The sequence below is a fragment of the Kitasatospora sp. NPDC101183 genome, from assembly GCF_044767945.1.
Lineage (GTDB): Bacteria > Actinomycetota > Actinomycetes > Streptomycetales > Streptomycetaceae > Kitasatospora.
Map to the genome: position 1 here is coordinate 37,567 of NZ_JBIWOW010000039.1, position 16,651 is coordinate 54,217.

Sequence of the window (16,651 nt, forward strand, 5' to 3'; positions counted from 1 at the left end):
GTCAGACGGGTTCCGCCGGAGCCGCCCAAAGTGGTGGCGGTCCGTTCCCGCGCCTGCTTGGATGCAGTGCGTGACCACCTTCGATCATGAACACGACGCCGACCGCCCCCTGCTGGACGAGATCGAGCGCTACTACGACGCCGTGCCGCGCGGCGGTGCCCGCGCCGAGGACTTCGGCCCGCTGACCCTGTTCGTCCGCGAGGGTTCGGGCTGGCCGTTCTACGCCCGTCCCAACCCCGACCACGGCGGCCCGGCCGTCACGGTCGAGGGCGTACGCGAAGTGCTGGCCCGTCAGCGCGAGTTGGGCGTGCCGGAGGCCTTCGAGTGGGTGGCCGAGCGCAACCCGGAGCTGCGCGCGGCGGTGGAGGCGGCGGGCCTGACGGTGCACGAGCACCCGCTGCTGGTGCTGGGCCCGCAGGACGAGCCGGCCGCGGTGCCGGGGGCGCCGGAGGGCGTCGAGGTGCGCGTCCTGGCCGCCGACGCACCGGAGTTGGCGATCGCCGTCGCCGTCCCGCACCTGGCCTTCGGCGAGCCGGGGACGGCCGTCGGCACGGCGGGGACGGCCGAACTGGCCGCGACGGCAGAGAAGTTGACGGCCGAGGGCTGGGTGGAGCGGACTTCGGGCCGGATCGCCTCGGGCGCCACCGCCCTGGCCGCCGCCGTCCAACGGACCGCCGTCCAGCAGGCCGCCGTCCAACAAGCCGACAGCGCCGCCGTCGTGCTCTGCGCCGGCCAGCACAACCCGGTCGGCGCCGTCACCGAGGTCGTCGGCGTGGGCACCCTCCCGGCGGCCCGCCGCCAGGGCCTGGGCCTGGCCGTCACGGAGGCGCTGGTGCACCACGCCCGGGCGAACGGCGTCCGGACGGTCTTCCTGTCCGCCTCCGACGAGGACGTGGCCCGGATCTACCGCCGCATCGGCTTCCGCCCGTTCGCGACGGCCCTCATCGCCGAGCCCGCACCCGCCCCGGAGGCCTAGGAGGACCCGAGGACGGCGGCTGCTCAGTCGTCGTCCTCGTCCTCGTCCTCCGCCCCGCTGACCCCCTCCCCCTCGGCCTCGTCCACCACCCAGGCCGCCAGCCGCTCCGCGACCCCCGACACCCCGAGCCGCCCCTCCCGGATCGCCCGGGACAGGCTGCGCACCTCGCGCGCGGTGGTGGCCACGGTGCAGCCGCTGGCGACGAGGTAGGCGTACGCGACGGCGGTGGCGAACAGCTCGTTGGTCTTCTCCAGCGCCGGCACCCGGATCAGCTGGTGCATCAACGCGGCGGCGCGGTCCTGCGGTTCGGGGTAGACGGCGATGTCGAAGATCTCCGCCTGGTGCCGGGTGACGGCCGCCAGCAGCGAGCCGTAGTCGGTGACCTGCGGGTCACCGGGCGTGTACTGCTCGGCGGTCATGAGCAGCCACGAGAGGTCGACCTCCAGCTTCAACGGCGCACGTCCTGGAGGTCGCCCGGCTCCGAGAACTCGGCGAGGAACGCCGTCTCGTACTCCTTCATGAACTGGGCGGCGGCGTCGACGAAGGCACGTCCGGACTCGCCCATGTCCTGCTGGACGAGGCGCTCGATGTACTGGTTCATGCTGATCCCCTGCTGCTCCGCCCGTTCCCGGGCCATCTCAGCGGTCGTGGCGTCGACCCTCACGTTCAGCTGCTTCTTCCCCATGCCCTTCAAGCTAGCGCCGTTGTGCTAGCACAACAAGGGCGCGCGCACACCGCCCGCACACCTCCCGCACGCCCCTGTGCAACCTGCCCGTCATCCGGCGCCCCGACACGTGCGAAGGGGCCGGGTCCGCGAAGGACCCGGCCCCGCTCGATCGAAGCGGATCAGAACTGGGTGCTGACCGTCACGCCGCTGAAGTCGGTGTTCGCGTAGAGGCTCACGTAGCGGTACCCGGAGGTCGGGTTGCTGACCGTGATGCTCTGCGCCGTCCCGGCGTTCGTCGAGGAGGCGGTGAAGGAGTTCTGCGAGGCCCAGGTGGAGTCGCTGTAGTACAGGTAGGCGCTGCCGGTGCCCCCGGTGGTGGTGATCTTCAGGGTGCTGGTGCCGGCCGGCAGGTAGACGTAGAAGTACTTCAGGCTGCCGGCCGTGGCGGACAGACCCGGGCGGGAGCAGTTCTTGCCGAGCGCGTCGGTGCGCGGGTCGGTGCAGGTCGGCGGGGTGGTGGTGCCGCCGCCGGTGGTGACGGTGACGCTCGCCGGGGTGCTGGCGGTGCGGCCGGTGTCGTCGGTGGCGGTCAGCGCGACGGTGTAGGTGCCCTTGGCCGCGTAGGTGTGGCTCGGGTTCTGCTCGTCGGAGGAGGTGCCGTCGCCGAAGGTCCAGTGCCAGGAGGCGATCCGGCCGGAGCCGGTCTGCACGGACTTGTCGGTCAGGGTGACGGTCGCGCCGTTGACGGACTGGCCGAACAGCGCGGTCGGGCCGGCCGCGTAGCAGGCGCCGGAGGCGCAGCCGTCCAGCCAGGCGTCGAAGTCGGCGTCGTAGGAGGTGCCGAGGCCGTTGTAGACCGCGTAGCCGCCCTGGTAGTCACCGGTGCGGAAGTGGCCGAGCATGGTGGAGACGTCGTTCGGGTGCTTCTCGAACATGTACCGGACGGCCAGGTAGCCCCACGGGTAGGTCCGCACGGTGTCGGAGTTGCCGTAGGTGTTCTGGAAGATCGTGCTGAGCTTGTACGTGTGCTTGGCGGCCTCGGCCATCGCCTGGGTGTCGGTGGTGCCGCGGTACGCGTAGGACTCGTACTCGGCGACGCCCTCGATCCACCAGATGTCCGGGACGGAGATCTCGGTGGAGAAGTTGCCCTTGAGGTCGTAGATGTTGTCGAGGTAGTGCGTGTACTCGTGGTTGAGGTTCCACACGTTGGCGGTGAAGCCGTCGTTCCACGCCTTCTGGTACATCACGCACACGGCCCGGTTGTTCGGGTCCGTCGGGTCCATGACGGTCTGTCCGCCGTTGTCGGTGGAGTTGTTGAAGATCGCCCAGGAGTACGTCAGGTAGTCGGCCTGGTTGGCGAAGACCGCCAGCGTGATGTTCTTGTCGTACTGGCCGGGGATCGGGCCGTTGTCCTTCACCAGGTTGTGGAAGAAGGTGTCCTCGCCGCGCAGGCTGGTGCAGACGGCGGCGAGGTCGGCGGGCGAGAGCGCCTCGGTCAGGATGGTGCGGTTGTCGCAGACCAGCTGGTTGGGCAGCACGGCCGCGGTCAGCTTCGCCGGCAGGTCGCAGGTGCCGTAGTACGAGCACAGGCCGCCGTCGTAGTAGTTGGCCTGGAACGCGGTGTGGACGTACAGCGGGCCGGTGACGCCGGTGATCTGCGCGCCGTCGAGGACGGCCTTGACCTTGTCCTTGACGGCCGCCTCGACCGCCGGGCCGTCGCCGGCCATCCGGCCGAGGTCGTTGCCCGCGTTGACGTCGAGGTAGGAGTTGGCCGTGCCGAGCAGGTCCTTGTGGCCGAGCGCGAAGTCGCCCAGCGCGGTGGCGACGCTCGGGTCCGCGGCGACGGCGGCGGCGAAGTCCGGGTTCCAGTTGCCGCGCCACAGCGGCGCGGAGAGCACGGCGTTGACGGCCTTGAGCATCTTCGGGAACGCGTTGTACGAGTTGTCGTACGAGTTCAGCACCTGCTTGTAGACGTCCAGGTAGTTGCCCTGCACGTTGGCGCTGTCGGTGAGGACGATGACCTCGTTGAGCACCGTGCCGTTGGCGTCGCTGACGTCCTTGCGGTGCGGGCTCGCGAAGAACGCGTCGAGCGCCCCGCGCGAGGCCGTGGTGAGCGCCCCGTCGTACGGGCCCACCACGTCCGCGTTGTTGGACTGCACGAACCAGCCGGCCCGCAGGAAGAGCACCAGCTGCAGGATGCCGGTGGAGTTGTCGCCCGGGTACGTCGCCGCCTGGCTCTGGAGGGCCTTGGTGACGGTGAGCATCTTGTCTTCCTTGAAGATGCTGCCCGCGTCCGTGCCGGTGACGTTGAACAGGGTGCTGACGCAGTCGGTGCTCGACCCGGTGAGGAACGAGACCAGGGCGTCCCCGCTGCGGCCGCCGAAGTCCGACGGGGCGCAACTCGCGGCCGCCGTACGGGCCATGGCCCGGGGCGCCGCCGCCTGGGCGGCCTTGCCCGGACGGGCCGAGGTCTGCACGGTGGTGCCGGCCGGCTGGCCCATGACGACCTGTCCGAGCAGCGCCGGCGGCAGCGGGGCCGCGACGGGCGCGGCCTCCTCGGTGGAGGGGGAGGCCGTGAGGAAGGCGCCGAGCGGCTTGGGGGCGACGGAGCCGGGGTCGGCCTTCGCCGTACCGCCGGCAGCCGGCCTGCCGGCGGAAGAGGGGGCGGCGAAGGCCGACACCGGCAGCAGGGTGGCGGCGGCGCAACAGCCGGCGACGAGGCCGGCGACCAGGGTGGGGAGGGGTATCCGATGGCGCACTGGTGGGGTCCTTCTCCTGTGGGGGGAGGCGCGGGAGGCCGTGCGGGGAGGGGTGGGGGAACGGTCATGATCCTGCCAGCGGCCGAAGGTCGGAACAATGTCACAGGTCATATGACATGAGCGCCGATGGCCATAACACCGCAGGCGGAATCATGACCGGCCCCGCTACGAGCGGTACGTCCGCGCCGCCCAGGCCTGGAAGGTCGGCGCCGCCGCGATGAGGTCCCGGTACGCCGCGGCCGCCGCCCCGAAGAGCGTCTCCACGACCTCCCGGCCCACCCCGGCCGGTCGCCACACCAGCAGCTGGCGCACCCAGATCGGCGTCCCCACCAGGGGTTTGACCACCACGTCGGCCAGCGGCCGGGTGGTCGCCTGGACGACGGAGACGCCGAGTCCGGCCGCGATCATCTCCTGCAGCTCCAGCCGGCCGCCGAGGAACTCGTGCACCGTCGCCGGGGCGAACCCGGCCGCCGCGCACGCCCCGTGGAAGACCCGGTGCCAGCCCGCGCCGTCGTCGGGGGTCAGGAACCACTCCTCCCCCGCGAGGTCCACCAGCGCCACCTCGGTGCGGTGGCGCAGCCGGTGCCCGGCCGGCAGCGCGACGAAGGCCGGCTCGGTGACGATGCCCCGGTGCGCGACGGCCTCCGAGTGCCGCAGCTCCCGCCCCGGGTAGTCCACCGCCACCGCCGCGTCCGCCTCCCCCCGCTCCAGCAGGTCGACGATGTCCGAGGAGCGGTAGACGGAGGACAGGGTGAAGCGCTGCCCGGGCCTCTGGTGCCGGGCCCTGGTCACCAGTCCGGGCAGGATCGGCGAGTTGGTCGCCGCCAGCCGCAGCTCGCGCGGGGCCGGCCCGGCGTCGCTCTCCGGGCGCCGGCCCAGGCAGTCGGCCCGGGTGAGCAGCTCCCGGGCGGCGGCCACCACCTCCACCCCGAAGCCGGTGGGCGCCACCCCGGCGGCCGTCCGCTCGAACAGCGGCGCCCCGAGGTGGCGTTCGATCCGGCGCAGCTGGGTGCTGGTCGCCGGCTGCGAGGCGCCGAGCAGGACGGCGGCCCGGCCGACGCTTCCCGTGTCGGCGATGGCACACAGCACCCGGAGATGCCGCAGCTCCAGCTCCATGACGTTCCCCCTCCGCGACGACTGCCACGCGGCCGCCGCCTGAGGGGGTGCAACGGCACACATGACATGTCAGCGGCTTACCTTCGCCCCGGCGAATTGCCTCGTCAAGCCCCCGCCGGGCCCCGATCGGCCCTCCCGGCGTCATCTTTTACCCGCGCATTGCACTCACCGGGCGTTCCCCGCGCCCCGCCCGGGGGCCGCGAGACTTGAAGAGTCCTTCACCATCCGGGACTCTGAACACTCCTGAAGACCTCTGAACACCTCTGAACGTCCCTGAACGTCCCTGAATATCCCTGAGCAATCCTGAAACGATCCCGAACACTCCTGAGCGTTCCCCGAGCGGCACCGACCGGTGGAGGCCGGCAGATGACAGCCATGTTCGACCAGGAGCTGCGCGAGCAGCTCGACCGGGCCCGACGGGACCTCGCGCAGGCCCGGGCCGAAGGCGACGCCGACGGCGTCCAGGCGTACGAGGGCCGGATCGCCACGCTCCTGCGCCTCGCCGCGCAGCACGGCATCGACCTGCCGCACAGCGCCGACGAAGAGGAACACAACGGCTGACGACGAAGGAGGCGGTCACCCCCGAGGGGTGACCGCCTCCTTCGTCCGGGCGTCACTCCCCGACGGGCTCCAGGATCGCCACGCACTCGAAGTGGTGCGTCATCGGGAACAGGTCGAAGGCCCGCAGCGACACCGGCCGGTACCCGCCCTCGCGGAAGAACGCCAGGTCCCGCGCCAGCGCCGCCGGGTCGCAGGCCACGTACGCGATCCGCCGCGCCTCCAGGCCGACCAGGTGCGCGACGGTCTCCCGCCCGGCGCCCGAGCGCGGCGGGTCCAGCACGATCAGGTCGGTGGCGGTGATGCCGGTGCGCGGCAGCAGCGTCTCGACCCGGTCGCACTCGATGCGCACGTTGTCCAGCACGGCCAGGTTGTGCCGGGCGTCGGCCACGGCCTGCTTGGAGGACTCGATGCCGAGCACCGCGCCGTCCTCGCCGACCCGGTCGGCCAGCGCGCCCGCGAACAGGCCCACGCCGCAGTACAGGTCGAGCGCGCTCTCGCCCCACTGCGGGTCCAGGCCCTCCAGCACCGCGTCGACCAGGGTCTCCGGCGCCTCCGGGTGGATCTGCCAGAAGCCGCCGTCGCTGACCCGCCAGGTCCGCCCGACGGCGCGCTCGCGCACGAAGGAGCGCCCGTGCACCTTGTGCACGTCGCCCTGCGCGTCCACCCGGGCGATCGAGACGGGCTTGTCCAGCTCGACGATCGGCAGCTGGGCGCCGTCGCGCGGGGTCAGGACGACCTGGCGGTCCGAGGAGCCCGTCGCCGCGATCACCTCGACGGTGGCGACGCCCGGCCAGTCGCGGGCCTCGACGCCCAGCTCGGTGACGCCCTCGGCGGCGATCAGGCAGTGGTCGATCGGCTGCACGTCGTGCGAGCGGTGCTTGCGCAGCCCGACCTTGCCGCTGTGCGCGTCCACCGTGTACTGCACCCGGGTGCGCCAGTTCGGCACCTGACCGGCCGGCGTCTTGCCGCCGACCGGCTCCACGCTGCCGTCCCAGCCCGCCTCGGCCGGGGTGAGCCCGGCCAGCTTGGCCAGCTGCTCGGTCAGCACCGAGGCCTTGAGCTTGCGCTGCCCGCCCGGGGTGACGTGCTGCCAGTCGCAGCCGCCGCACTTGCCGGGCCCGGAGAACGGGCAGGGCGCCTCGATGCGCTCCTTGGCCGGCTCCAGGACCTCCACCGCGTCCGCGCGCAGGAAGCGCGAGGTGCTGGTGCCCTCGGTCACCAGCGCGACGACCCTCTCCCCGGGCAGCGCGTGCCGCACGAACAGCACCCGCCCCTCGTGCCGGGCCACGCAGTGCCCGCCGCCGTGCGCGACGGGGCCGACCTCCACCTCGTAGCGCTGCCCGGCCAGCGGGTCCCCGGACGGCGCCTGCCGCTGCGGCCGCGCGGGGGCGGCGCGCACGGCCTTCGGCGGCCGGACGGTCTGCTTGCGCGGCGCCTTGCGGCCCGCGCCGGCCGCGCCGCCGGAAGCACCGGAGGCGCCGGAGGCCGCGCCCTTCTCCGTCTTCGCGGCCTTGGCCGCCTTGGCCGCCTTGGCCGTACCGGCTGCCTTGGCCGGCTTCGCCGTCCTCTCCGCCGTGCGCGGCTCCGGCTCCCCCGGCACGACCGGCGCCGTGCGCGCCGTCAGCCCGTCGCGGTCGGTGGCCTCCGGGCGGGACGGCTTGCCCCAGCGCGGCCGGGCGACCTGCCCGGGCTGGGAGCCGCCCCGGCGGGCGGCGCCCTTGCCCTTGCCGGAGGAACCCGAGGAACGGGGCGGAGTGTTGCGGGTCACTGGGCGGAGTCCTTGCTGCGGTCGGCGGAGGCACCGGCCCGCTGGCCGGTCCTGTCGGAATCCTTCGACTGTACGGCCTTCGGCGCCCGCGGCTCGCCACGGCGGACGGCGCCCGGCGCCGACCACGCCTTCTGCGGCCTGCGCCGCTCGGAGGACTCCAGCTGCCACGGCACCGAGGTGACCATCACCCCGGGCTTGAACAGCAGCCGCCCCTTGAGCCGCAGCGCGCTCTGGTTGTGCAGCAGGTGCTCGTACCAGCGCCCCACCACGTACTCGGGGATGTACACCGACACCACCTCGCGCGGGCTGCTGCGGCGCAGGTTCTTCACGTAGTCCAGCACCGGCCCGGTGATCTCCCGGTACGGCGAGTCGAGCACCTTGAGCGGCACCTCGATGCCCCGCTCGTCCCACTCCCGCCGCAGCGCCGCCGTGTCCGCCGGGTCGACGTTGACGGTGATCGCCTCCAGCGTGTGCGGCCGGGCGAGCCGCGCGTACGCGAGGGCCCGCAGCGCCGGCTTGTGCAGCTTGGAGACCAGCACGACGGCGTGCACCCGGGTGGGCATCACCGCGGCCTCCGCCTCCTCGACGGCGGTGAGCTCCTCGGAGACCCGGTCGTAGTGGCGGCGGATGCCCTTCATCATCACGAACAGCACGGCCATCGCCGCGATCGCGATCCAGGCGTGGCTGATCTTGGTGACCAGGACGACGATCAGCACGGCCATGGTCATCACCAGGCCGAAGGTGTTGATCGCCCGGCTGCGCTGCATGTGCCGGCGCTCGGCCGGGTCCGTCTCGGTGCGCAGCAGCCGCGTCCAGTGCCGGATCATCCCGGACTGGCTCATGTTGAAGGAGACGAAGACGCCGACGATGTACAGCTGGATCAGCCGGTTCGGGTCCGCGTCGAAGGCCAGGACCAGCACGATCGCGGCGATCGCCAGCAGGATGATGCCGTTGGAGAAGGCCAGCCGGTCGCCGCGGGTGTGGAGCTGCCGGGGCAGGTAGCGGTCCTGGGCCAGGATCGAGCCGAGCACGGGGAAGCCGTTGAAGGCGGTGTTGGCGGCGAGCACCAGGATCAGGCCGGTGACGGCGGCGACGAAGTAGAAGCCGGGCGTGAAGTTGGAGAACACGGCCTCGCTGATCTGCGCCAGCGCCGTCTTCTGGTGGTAGCCGGGCCCGGAGCCGACGAGCTGCTCGCCCGGGTTCTCGGCCATCTGCACGTGGGTGAGACTGGCCAGCCAGATGATGCCCATGAACATCACCACGGCGATGGAGGCCATCATCAGCAGCGTCGTGGCCGCGTTCCTGCTCTTCGGCTTGCGGAAGGCCGGCACGCCGTTGGAGATCGCCTCCACGCCGGTGAGCGCGGCGCAGCCGGAGGAGAAGGACTTCAGCAGCAGGAACACCATCGCGAACCCGGCCAGCGAGCCGTTGCCCGCGGTCGCCTCCAGCGTGAAGCCGGAGCTCTCGGAGGGCATGTCCTGCCCGAGCACCACGTGCCGGAAGAAGCCGTAGCCGACCATCCCGATCACGCCGATCATGAACGCGTACGTGGGGACGGCGAACGCCGAGCCGGATTCGCGCACCCCGCGCAGGTTCATCCCCATCAGCACGACGATCACGACCACCGCCACGATCGGCTCGTGCCCGCGCAGCGCCGGGACGGCCGAGACGACGTTGGCCACCCCCGAGGCGGTGGACACGGCGACGGTCAGCACGTAGTCCACCATCAGCGCGCTCGCCACGACCAGGCCCGCGTTGGGGCCGTGGTTGACGGTGGCGACCTCGTAGTCCCCGCCCCCGCTGGGGTAGGCGTGGACGTTCTGCCGGTAGGAGGCGACCACGGCGAGCATCACGATCGCCACGACGACGCCGATCTGCCAGGAGAAGTGGATCGCCGAGGCCCCGGCGACGGAGAGCGTGAGCAGGATCTCCTCGGGGGCGTACGCGACCGAGGAGAGCGCGTCCGAGGCGAAGACGGGCAGCGCGATCCTCTTGGGGAGCAGGGTTTCGCCCAGCTTGTCGCTGCGCAGCGCACGCCCGATCAGGATGCGTTTCGGAAGGTCAGTCGGCATAGGCACGTTAAGGAATCGTAGGGGTTCCCCGTCCGGGCTTGCGCCGGAGTTACCCCCCTTCGTCGAGACTGCGTTGTGCGGACCGGCTAGCGTGTCGGATACGAGCCGGCGGGCAACACTGACGTTGTCGACCCTCGTCGACGCGGTTCGAGGCGTTGCCGAGCCGGACCCCCACACAGCACTCGCCCGGCCCAACGCCGGGCGGGAAACGGAGATGATCGGTGTTTGCGCAGGTCAAGACCCCAACGGAACGCGTGAGGTAGCGCCGGTGCACATCGTCATCATGGGCTGCGGCCGCGTGGGCTCGGCCCTCGCGAGAGCCCTGGAGAAACAAGGCCACTCGGTCTCCGTGGTCGACCAGGACCCGACGGCGTTCCGCCGCCTGGGCGCCGGGTTCAACGGGCGCCGGGTGACCGGCGTCGGCTTCGACCAGGACACCCTGCGCGAGGCCGGCATCGAGGAGGCCGGGGCCTTCGCCGCCGTCTCCAGCGGCGACAACTCCAACATCATCGCCGCGCGCGTGGCCCGGGAGACCTTCGGCGTGGAGAACGTCGCGGCCCGGATCTACGACCCCCGCCGCGCCGAGGTCTACCAGCGCCTGGGCATCCCGACGGTCGCCACCGTCCGCTGGACGGCCGACCAGATGCTGCGCCGGCTGCTGCCGAGCGGCGCCGAGCCGCTGTGGCAGGACCCGAGCGGCGGCGTGCAGCTCGCCGAGGTCGCGTACGACCCCGCCTGGGTGGGCCAGCGCGTCAGCAGGCTGGAGGAGGCCTCCGGCACCCGGGTGGCGTTCGTCACCCGGCTCGGTGAGGGCGTGCTGCCCTCGCCGCAGATGGTGGTGCAGGAGGGCGACCTGGTGCACGTGATGCTGCGCCGGGGCGACCTGACGGCGGTCGAGGCCGCGTTCGCGCAGGGGCCGAAGGAGGAGGGTCACTGATGCGGGTCGCCATTGCCGGGGCCGGTGCCGTCGGCCGCTCGATCGCGGGCGAGCTGCTGGAGAACGGCCACGAGGTCCTCCTGATCGACAAGAACCCCAACTCCATCTCCGTGGAGCGGGTCCCCATGGCGGAGTGGCTGCTCGCGGACGCCTGCGAGATCACCTCCCTGGACGAGGCCGCCCTGCAGCGCTGCCACGTGGTGATCGCCGCGACGGGCGACGACAAGGTCAACCTGGTCGTCTCGCTGCTCGCCAAGACCGAGTACGCGGTGCCGCGGGTCGTCGCCCGGGTGAACAACCCGAAGAACGAGTGGCTCTTCAACGAGTCCTGGGGCGTGGACGTGGCCGTGTCCACCCCGCGCCTGATGTCCGCGCTGGTCGAGGAGGCCGTCAGCGTCGGCGACCTGGTGCGCCTGATGCGCTTCAGCCAGGGCAACGCCAACCTGGTCGAGCTGACCCTGGCCGCCGACACCGAGCTGGTCGGCACCCGCGTCGGCGACGTCGCCTGGCCGCAGGACACCGCGCTGGTGACGATCATCCGCGAGGGCCGGGTGCTCGTGCCGGGCAAGGACGACACCCTGGAGGGCGGCGACGAGCTGCTCTTCGTCGCCGCGCAGGAGCGCGAGGAGGAGCTGGAGCAGCTGCTCTCGGCGACCTCCGGCGCCCAGTAGCACCGGCCGTTCACGGCGCAGGGCCCGAACCCCGGGTGGGGTTCGGGCCCTGCCGTTCGGTCCGGGGGCGCGGCTACTTCGCCGGCTGCTCCTCGTCCTCCTCCAGCTGCGCCTTGATCGGCGGCGGCGCCTTGAGCAGGATCTGCCAGGTGACGTACATGGCCAGCAGCATCGGCGGGATGCCGAGGGCGACCTTGAGCCAGCCGAGCAGGTTGACGTTGTGGGTGAAGTACAGCGGGAAGAGGATCACCGGCTTGAGGCCCATGATCACCACCCAGGCCCAGGTCGCCTTGGTGTAGGCGGAGAAGCGGCCCGGGTTCTCCTTGCGCCAGGTGAACATCTCGCCGGTGATCGGGCCGAGCATCAGGCCGATCATCGGCCAGCGCACCAGGGCGGAGACGGCGAAGCCGGCGCAGTAGGCGACGTTCCACAGCAGGCCGGGCAGGTAGAAGTCCTCGGCCTTGCCGCTCTTCATCGCGATCCAGGCGCCGAGCGCGACGCCGAAGACGCCGCTGAAGGCGTGCTGGATGGTCTCCCGCCGGGCCAGCCGGGCCACCACGAACAGCGCGCTGAGGCCGAGCGCGGCCCAGGCGGCCTTGCTGACCTCGTGGGTCAGGTTGTAGGTGACGATGAAGACCAGGCCGGGCAGCGTCATGTCGATCATGCCGCGCACGCCGCCGAAGGCCTTGAGCACGGTGTCGGCGGCCTCCTTGGAGGCGGCGGCCCTGCGGGCGGCCTCCTCCTCGGGGGTCAGCGGCACCGGGGTCCCGTCCGCCTGGGCGTATACCGAGGTGTCCTGGGCGGCCTGGTCCGGGCCGAGCCGGGTGGCGGCGTCGCCGCCGGGCTGGTTGCTCACGCTGATTCGCTCCCGTGTCCGACCGGACGCAGCTCGTATCGGGGGTTGAACAGCACGCGGCGCCCGCGTGCGTGGCTGATCCGGCCGCTGGCGACGAGCCGGCGGCCCGGCTCTATGCCCGCGATCGAGCGGCGGCCGAGCCACACCACGTCCAACGCCTCGGTGCCGTCGAAGAGTTCGGCCTCCAGCGCCGGCACCCCGGCCCGCGGGCGGAGCGTCACCGTGCGCAGCGTGCCCGCGACGGTGACCAGGTCGCGGTCGCCGCAGGCGGCGATCGGACGGCTGCCCGACTCCGCGGCGCTCTCCTGGCGCAGCTCCTCCGCCTGCAGCTCCTCGGCCGAGGAGGTAAGCCGGCTGAGCATGCGGCGCAGGCGGCCCTGGGGCTGGTCGCCGTTCTTGTCACCACTCATGCCGGAAGGGTACCGGTTTCCGGCCCCCCGGCGGCAGGCGTCGGCCGCCGGGGGTCACTCTCCGGGGGCACCGCGCGAGGCGGCTCCCGCACCGGCTCGCACTAGCTCTCGAAGCGGTAGCCCATGCCCGGTTCGGTGATGAAGTGGCGCGGGTGCGAGGGGTCGCGCTCCAACTTCCGCCGCAGCTGGGCGAGGTAGACCCGCAGGTAGTTGGTCTCGGTGCGGTAGGCGGGCCCCCACACCTCCTGGAGCAGCTGGGTCTGGCTGACGAGCCGGCCGGCGTTGCGGACCAGCACCTCCAGCAGGTGCCACTCGGTCGGGGTGAGGCGCACGTCGGTGCCGTCCCGGTTGACCTTCTTCGCGGCGAGGTCGACGGTGAAGCTCTCGGTGACGACGAGCGAGTCGTCCTCCCCCGCGACGGGCTCCGCGCGCCGCACCGCGGCCCGCATCCGGGCGAGCAGCTCGTCCATGCCGAAGGGCTTGGTCACGTAGTCGTCGGCGCCGGCGTCCAGCGCCTCGACCTTCTCGTCCGAGGCGTGCCGGGCCGACAGCACGATGATCGGCACCCGCGTCCAGCCGCGCAGGCCGCGGATCACCTCGACGCCGTCCATGTCGGGCAGCCCCAGGTCCAGGACGACGACGTCCGGATGGCGGGCGGCTGCCAGTTCCAGGGCGCCGGCGCCGTCATGGGCCGCGTCGACCTCGTACTTGCGGGCCTTGAGGTTGATCACCAGCGCGCGGACGATCTGCGGTTCGTCGTCCACGACGAGGACCCGGGTCATTTACGGGCTCCGCCTTTCAGGGCTGTCTGACTTGATGACTCTGGATGACTGGGGAAGGTGCTGTGTCACGTGATCAGCCGCGAGAGCGGATCACGGCCATCGTCTCCCGGTTCCTCCGGCGCGGGCCGCTCGGACGCCTCCGACGGCTCCGACGGCTCGGCCGACTCCGGCGGCTCCGGCGGCCGCTCGGCGGCGGGCAGGCTGACGACCATGGTGAGGCCGCCGCCCGGGGTGTCCTCGGCGGTGACCGTGCCGTCCATCGCCTCGACGAACCCCCGCGCCACCGCGAGCCCCAGGCCCACGCCGGCGCCGCGCGGGGCGTCCCCGTAGCGCTGGAACGGCGCGAAGATCCGCTCCTTGGCCTCCTCCGGCACGCCGGGGCCCCGATCCACGATCCGCAGCTCGACCCGGTCGGGCCCGCCGGGGCGCCGCAGCGCGTCGGCCTTGACCAGCACCTTCACGCCCTCAGGGCTGTACTTGACGGCGTTCTCGACCAGGTTGGCGAGCGAGCGCTCCAGCAGCCCGCCGTCCGCCCGGATCATCGGCAGGGTCTCCGGCACCTCCAGCCGCACGGCCTCGGGGGCGACGCCGCCGAGCGCGTACGGGACCACCTCGTCAAGGTCGGTCTCCTGGATCAGCGGGGTGACGGTGCCGGTGTGCAGCCGGCTCATGTCGAGCAGGTTGTTGATCAGGTGGTCGAGCCGGTCGGCCCCGTTCTCGATGCCGGCGAGCAGCTCGGCCTCGTCCTCCGGGTCCCAGTCGACGTCGGCCGACCGCAGCGAGCTCACCGAGGCCTTGATCCCGGCCAGCGGGGTGCGCAGGTCGTGCGAGACGGCGGCCAGCAGGGCGGTGCGGATGCGGTTGCCCTCCGCCTCCCGCCGGGCCGAGGCGGCCTCCCGGGCCAGCCGGCGGCGCTCCAGCACCACGGCGGCCTGGGCGGCGAAGGCGCCGAGCAGCCTGCGGTCCGCGCCGGGCAGCACCCGGCCGCGCAGCACCAGGGCCAGGCTGTCGCCGACCGGCACGTCCACGTCGGCGTCCTCGGGCCGCTCCGGCGGGCGCGGCCCGGCGGAGGCCACCGGCACCCAGGGGGCCATCGGCTCGGGCCGCTCCAGCAGGACGGCGCTCTCCTGCCCGAAGGTCTCCCGCACCTGCTCCATCAGCGCCGTCAGCACGCCGTCCCCGTTCGGGGCGCCGCGCAGCACCGTCCCGGCGAGGGCGCTGAGCGTCTGCGCCTCCGTCTGGGCCCGGGCCGCCTGGTGGGTGCGCCGGGCCGCGAGGTCGACCACCGAGGCGACGGAGATGCCGACGATGGTGAAGATCGCCACCGCCATGATGTTCTGCGGCTCGTTGATGGTGAAGGTGTGCAGCGGCGGCGTGAAGTAGTAGTTCAGCACCGAGGAGGCGACCAGCGCCGACCCGATCGCCGGCAGCAGCCCGCCGACCAGGGCGGCCAGCACCGTCAGCGACAGGAACAGCAGCATGTCCGTGGACAGGCCCAGCCCGCCGATCGCCGTCAGCACCACCGCCAGCAGCGGCGGCCCGGCCAGCCCGATCAGCCAGCCCGCCACCGTCCGGGTGCGCCCCAGGTCGGTGACCCGCCGCACGGGCACCTTGTTGCGCTTGACGTGCCCGGCGTGCTCGTGGGTGACCATGTGGACGTCGATGTCCCCGGCCTCCCGGGTCACCGTCGTGCCGACCCCCGGCCCGTACAGGTACTGCCAGCCCGGCCTGCGGCTGGTGCCCAGCACGATCTGCGTCGCGTTCACCCCGCGCGCGAAGTCCAGCAGCCCGGCGGCGGGGTCGTCGCCCAGGACGTTGTGGAAGGAGCCGCCGAGGCTCTCCACCAGGGCCCGCTGCTCGATCAGCGTCTGCGGCGAGCTGGAGCCCGCCAGGCCGTCCGAGCGGGAGATGTGCACGGCGAGCAGCTCGCCGCCGGAGACGCGCGCCGCGATGCGGGCCGCCCTCCGTATCAGCGTCGCCCCCTCGGCGCCTCCGGTCAGGCCGACCACGATCCGCTCGCGGGCCTGCCAGATGCCCTCGATGCCCTGCTCGGCCCGGTACCTCTGCAGGTACTCGTCCACCCGGTCCGCGGTCCACAGCAGCGCCAGCTCGCGCAGCGCCGTCAGGTTGCCGGGCCGGAAGTAGTTGGCGAGGGCGGCGTCGATCTTCTCCGGCGCGTACACGTTGCCGTGCGCCAGCCGCCGCCGCAGCGCCTGCGGGGACATGTCGACCAGCTCGATCTGGTCCGCCCGGCGCACGACCTCGTCCGGGACGGTCTCGCGCTGACGCACGCCCGTGATGCCCTCGACGGCGTCGCCCAGCGACTCCAGGTGCTGGACGTTCACGGTGGAGATCACGTCGATGCCCGCCGCGAGCAGCTCCTCGACGTCCTGCCAGCGCTTCGCGTTGCGGCAGCCCGGCACATTGGTGTGCGCCAGCTCGTCCACCAGCGCCACCTCGGGGCGACGGGCGAGCACGGCGTCCAGGTCCATCTCGGAGAACCTGGCCTCCCGGTGCACCACCTGCTGCCGGAGCACGATCTCCAGCCCCGCCACCATGTCCGCGGTCCGCCGCCGGCCGTGGTCCTCCACGAACGCCACCACGACGTCCGTGCCCCGCTCCCGGCGCCGGTGCGCCTCGGCGAGCATGGCGTACGTCTTGCCGACCCCGGGGGCCGCCCCGAGGTAGATCCGCAGCCTGCCTCGTCCCATGAGCACCATTCTTGATCCGGCCCAGCCCGGGAGCCACCCCCCGGACACCTGTTCCCCTCCCCCTTCGAGACTACGGCGTGAGAGGGGATTTTCCGCAGATCCGTGCTCTGAGCAGGCTCTTTTAGCGGCATATTGACGGTGTCACACCAGGAGACGGCCGCTGAACCCCCCAACCGGCGGGGTGGAGCAGGGTGTACGTACGGGCGGAGTTCGCCGGCCCGGAAAAGCAAAAAGACCCCCTCCCGATTGGGAGGGGGTCTTTTCGGAATGATTGTTCGGCGGCGTCCTACTCTCCCACAGGGTCCCCCCTGCAGTACCATCGGCGCTATGAGGCTTAGCTTCCGGGTTCGGAATGTAACCGGGCG

Annotated in this window: 14 protein-coding genes and 1 rRNA gene; 4 read left to right on the forward strand and 11 right to left on the reverse strand. The window is 72.3% G+C overall.

What is annotated here, in order from left to right; genetic code table 11:
- The first annotated feature begins 70 nt into the window (after positions 1-70).
- On the forward strand, positions 71-976 hold the full coding sequence (locus ACIRRS_RS35360) for a GNAT family N-acetyltransferase (RefSeq protein WP_402980124.1): 906 nt from the start codon (positions 71-73) through the stop codon (positions 974-976).
- Positions 977-999: 23 nt separating this feature from the next.
- Here ACIRRS_RS35360 and ACIRRS_RS35365 read toward each other — a convergent pair whose 3' ends face one another.
- The 4 genes from ACIRRS_RS35365 to ACIRRS_RS35380 all read right to left on the reverse strand — a co-directional run bounded on the left by ACIRRS_RS35365 (position 1,000) and on the right by ACIRRS_RS35380 (position 5,518).
- A complete protein-coding gene (locus ACIRRS_RS35365) occupies positions 1,000-1,428 on the reverse strand; it encodes a fic family toxin-antitoxin system, toxin component (RefSeq protein ID WP_402980127.1) in 429 nt (142 codons plus the stop codon).
- Positions 1,425-1,661, reverse strand: a complete 237-nt coding sequence (locus ACIRRS_RS35370) for a toxin-antitoxin system HicB family antitoxin (RefSeq protein WP_402980130.1) — start codon at positions 1,659-1,661, stop codon at positions 1,425-1,427. The genes ACIRRS_RS35365 and ACIRRS_RS35370 overlap by 4 nt, the downstream gene beginning before the upstream one ends.
- 161 nt (positions 1,662-1,822) lie before the next feature.
- Positions 1,823-4,402: a collagenase gene (locus ACIRRS_RS35375; RefSeq protein WP_402980133.1), complete on the reverse strand. Its 2,580-nt coding sequence runs from the start codon at positions 4,400-4,402 to the stop codon at positions 1,823-1,825.
- Positions 4,403-4,567: 165 nt separating this feature from the next.
- A complete protein-coding gene (locus ACIRRS_RS35380) occupies positions 4,568-5,518 on the reverse strand; it encodes a LysR family transcriptional regulator (RefSeq protein ID WP_402980135.1) in 951 nt (316 codons plus the stop codon).
- A gap of 366 nt (positions 5,519-5,884) precedes the next feature.
- Between ACIRRS_RS35380 and ACIRRS_RS35385 the strand changes: the two genes are divergently transcribed.
- On the forward strand, positions 5,885-6,079 hold the full coding sequence (locus ACIRRS_RS35385; protein ID WP_402980138.1) for a hypothetical protein: 195 nt from the start codon (positions 5,885-5,887) through the stop codon (positions 6,077-6,079).
- A 52-nt stretch (positions 6,080-6,131) separates the two neighbouring features.
- On the opposite strand, the gene ACIRRS_RS35390 is transcribed toward ACIRRS_RS35385, so the two are convergent.
- Both ACIRRS_RS35390 and ACIRRS_RS35395 read right to left on the reverse strand, forming a co-directional pair.
- Positions 6,132-7,478, reverse strand: coding sequence for a class I SAM-dependent RNA methyltransferase (locus tag ACIRRS_RS35390; RefSeq protein ID WP_402980161.1), 1,347 nt, complete (start codon positions 7,476-7,478; stop codon positions 6,132-6,134).
- A 365-nt stretch (positions 7,479-7,843) separates the two neighbouring features.
- Positions 7,844-9,919, reverse strand: a complete 2,076-nt coding sequence (locus ACIRRS_RS35395; protein WP_402980164.1) for an APC family permease — start codon at positions 9,917-9,919, stop codon at positions 7,844-7,846.
- A 268-nt stretch (positions 9,920-10,187) separates the two neighbouring features.
- On the opposite strand from ACIRRS_RS35395, the gene ACIRRS_RS35400 reads away from it, so the two are divergent.
- Both ACIRRS_RS35400 and ACIRRS_RS35405 read left to right on the forward strand, forming a co-directional pair.
- Positions 10,188-10,856: a potassium channel family protein gene (locus tag ACIRRS_RS35400; RefSeq protein ID WP_402980141.1), complete on the forward strand. Its 669-nt coding sequence runs from the start codon at positions 10,188-10,190 to the stop codon at positions 10,854-10,856.
- A complete protein-coding gene (locus ACIRRS_RS35405; RefSeq protein WP_402980144.1) occupies positions 10,856-11,527 on the forward strand; it encodes a potassium channel family protein in 672 nt (223 codons plus the stop codon). Before ACIRRS_RS35400 ends, ACIRRS_RS35405 begins: the two co-directional genes overlap by 1 nt.
- Positions 11,528-11,600: 73 nt before the next feature.
- Here ACIRRS_RS35405 and ACIRRS_RS35410 read toward each other — a convergent pair whose 3' ends face one another.
- From ACIRRS_RS35410 to rrf, 5 genes are all read right to left on the reverse strand, one after another.
- Entirely contained in the window at positions 11,601-12,383 is a 783-nt protein-coding gene (locus ACIRRS_RS35410) for a DUF3159 domain-containing protein (protein WP_402980147.1), read from the reverse strand.
- The gene (locus tag ACIRRS_RS35415; RefSeq protein WP_402980150.1) at positions 12,380-12,793 is read right to left on the reverse strand and encodes an OB-fold nucleic acid binding domain-containing protein; all 414 of its coding nucleotides are present in this window, start codon (positions 12,791-12,793) and stop codon (positions 12,380-12,382) included. Before ACIRRS_RS35415 ends, ACIRRS_RS35410 begins: the two co-directional genes overlap by 4 nt.
- A 101-nt stretch (positions 12,794-12,894) precedes the next feature.
- Complete coding sequence (locus ACIRRS_RS35420; RefSeq protein WP_045703856.1) at positions 12,895-13,575, reverse strand: response regulator; 681 nt, start codon at positions 13,573-13,575, stop codon at positions 12,895-12,897.
- Positions 13,576-13,640: 65 nt separating this feature from the next.
- The gene (locus ACIRRS_RS35425; protein WP_402980153.1) at positions 13,641-16,286 is read right to left on the reverse strand and encodes an ATP-binding protein; all 2,646 of its coding nucleotides are present in this window, start codon (positions 16,284-16,286) and stop codon (positions 13,641-13,643) included.
- Positions 16,287-16,559: 273 nt separating this feature from the next.
- A 5S ribosomal RNA gene (gene rrf, locus ACIRRS_RS35430) occupies positions 16,560-16,651 on the reverse strand; the annotation flags it as partial.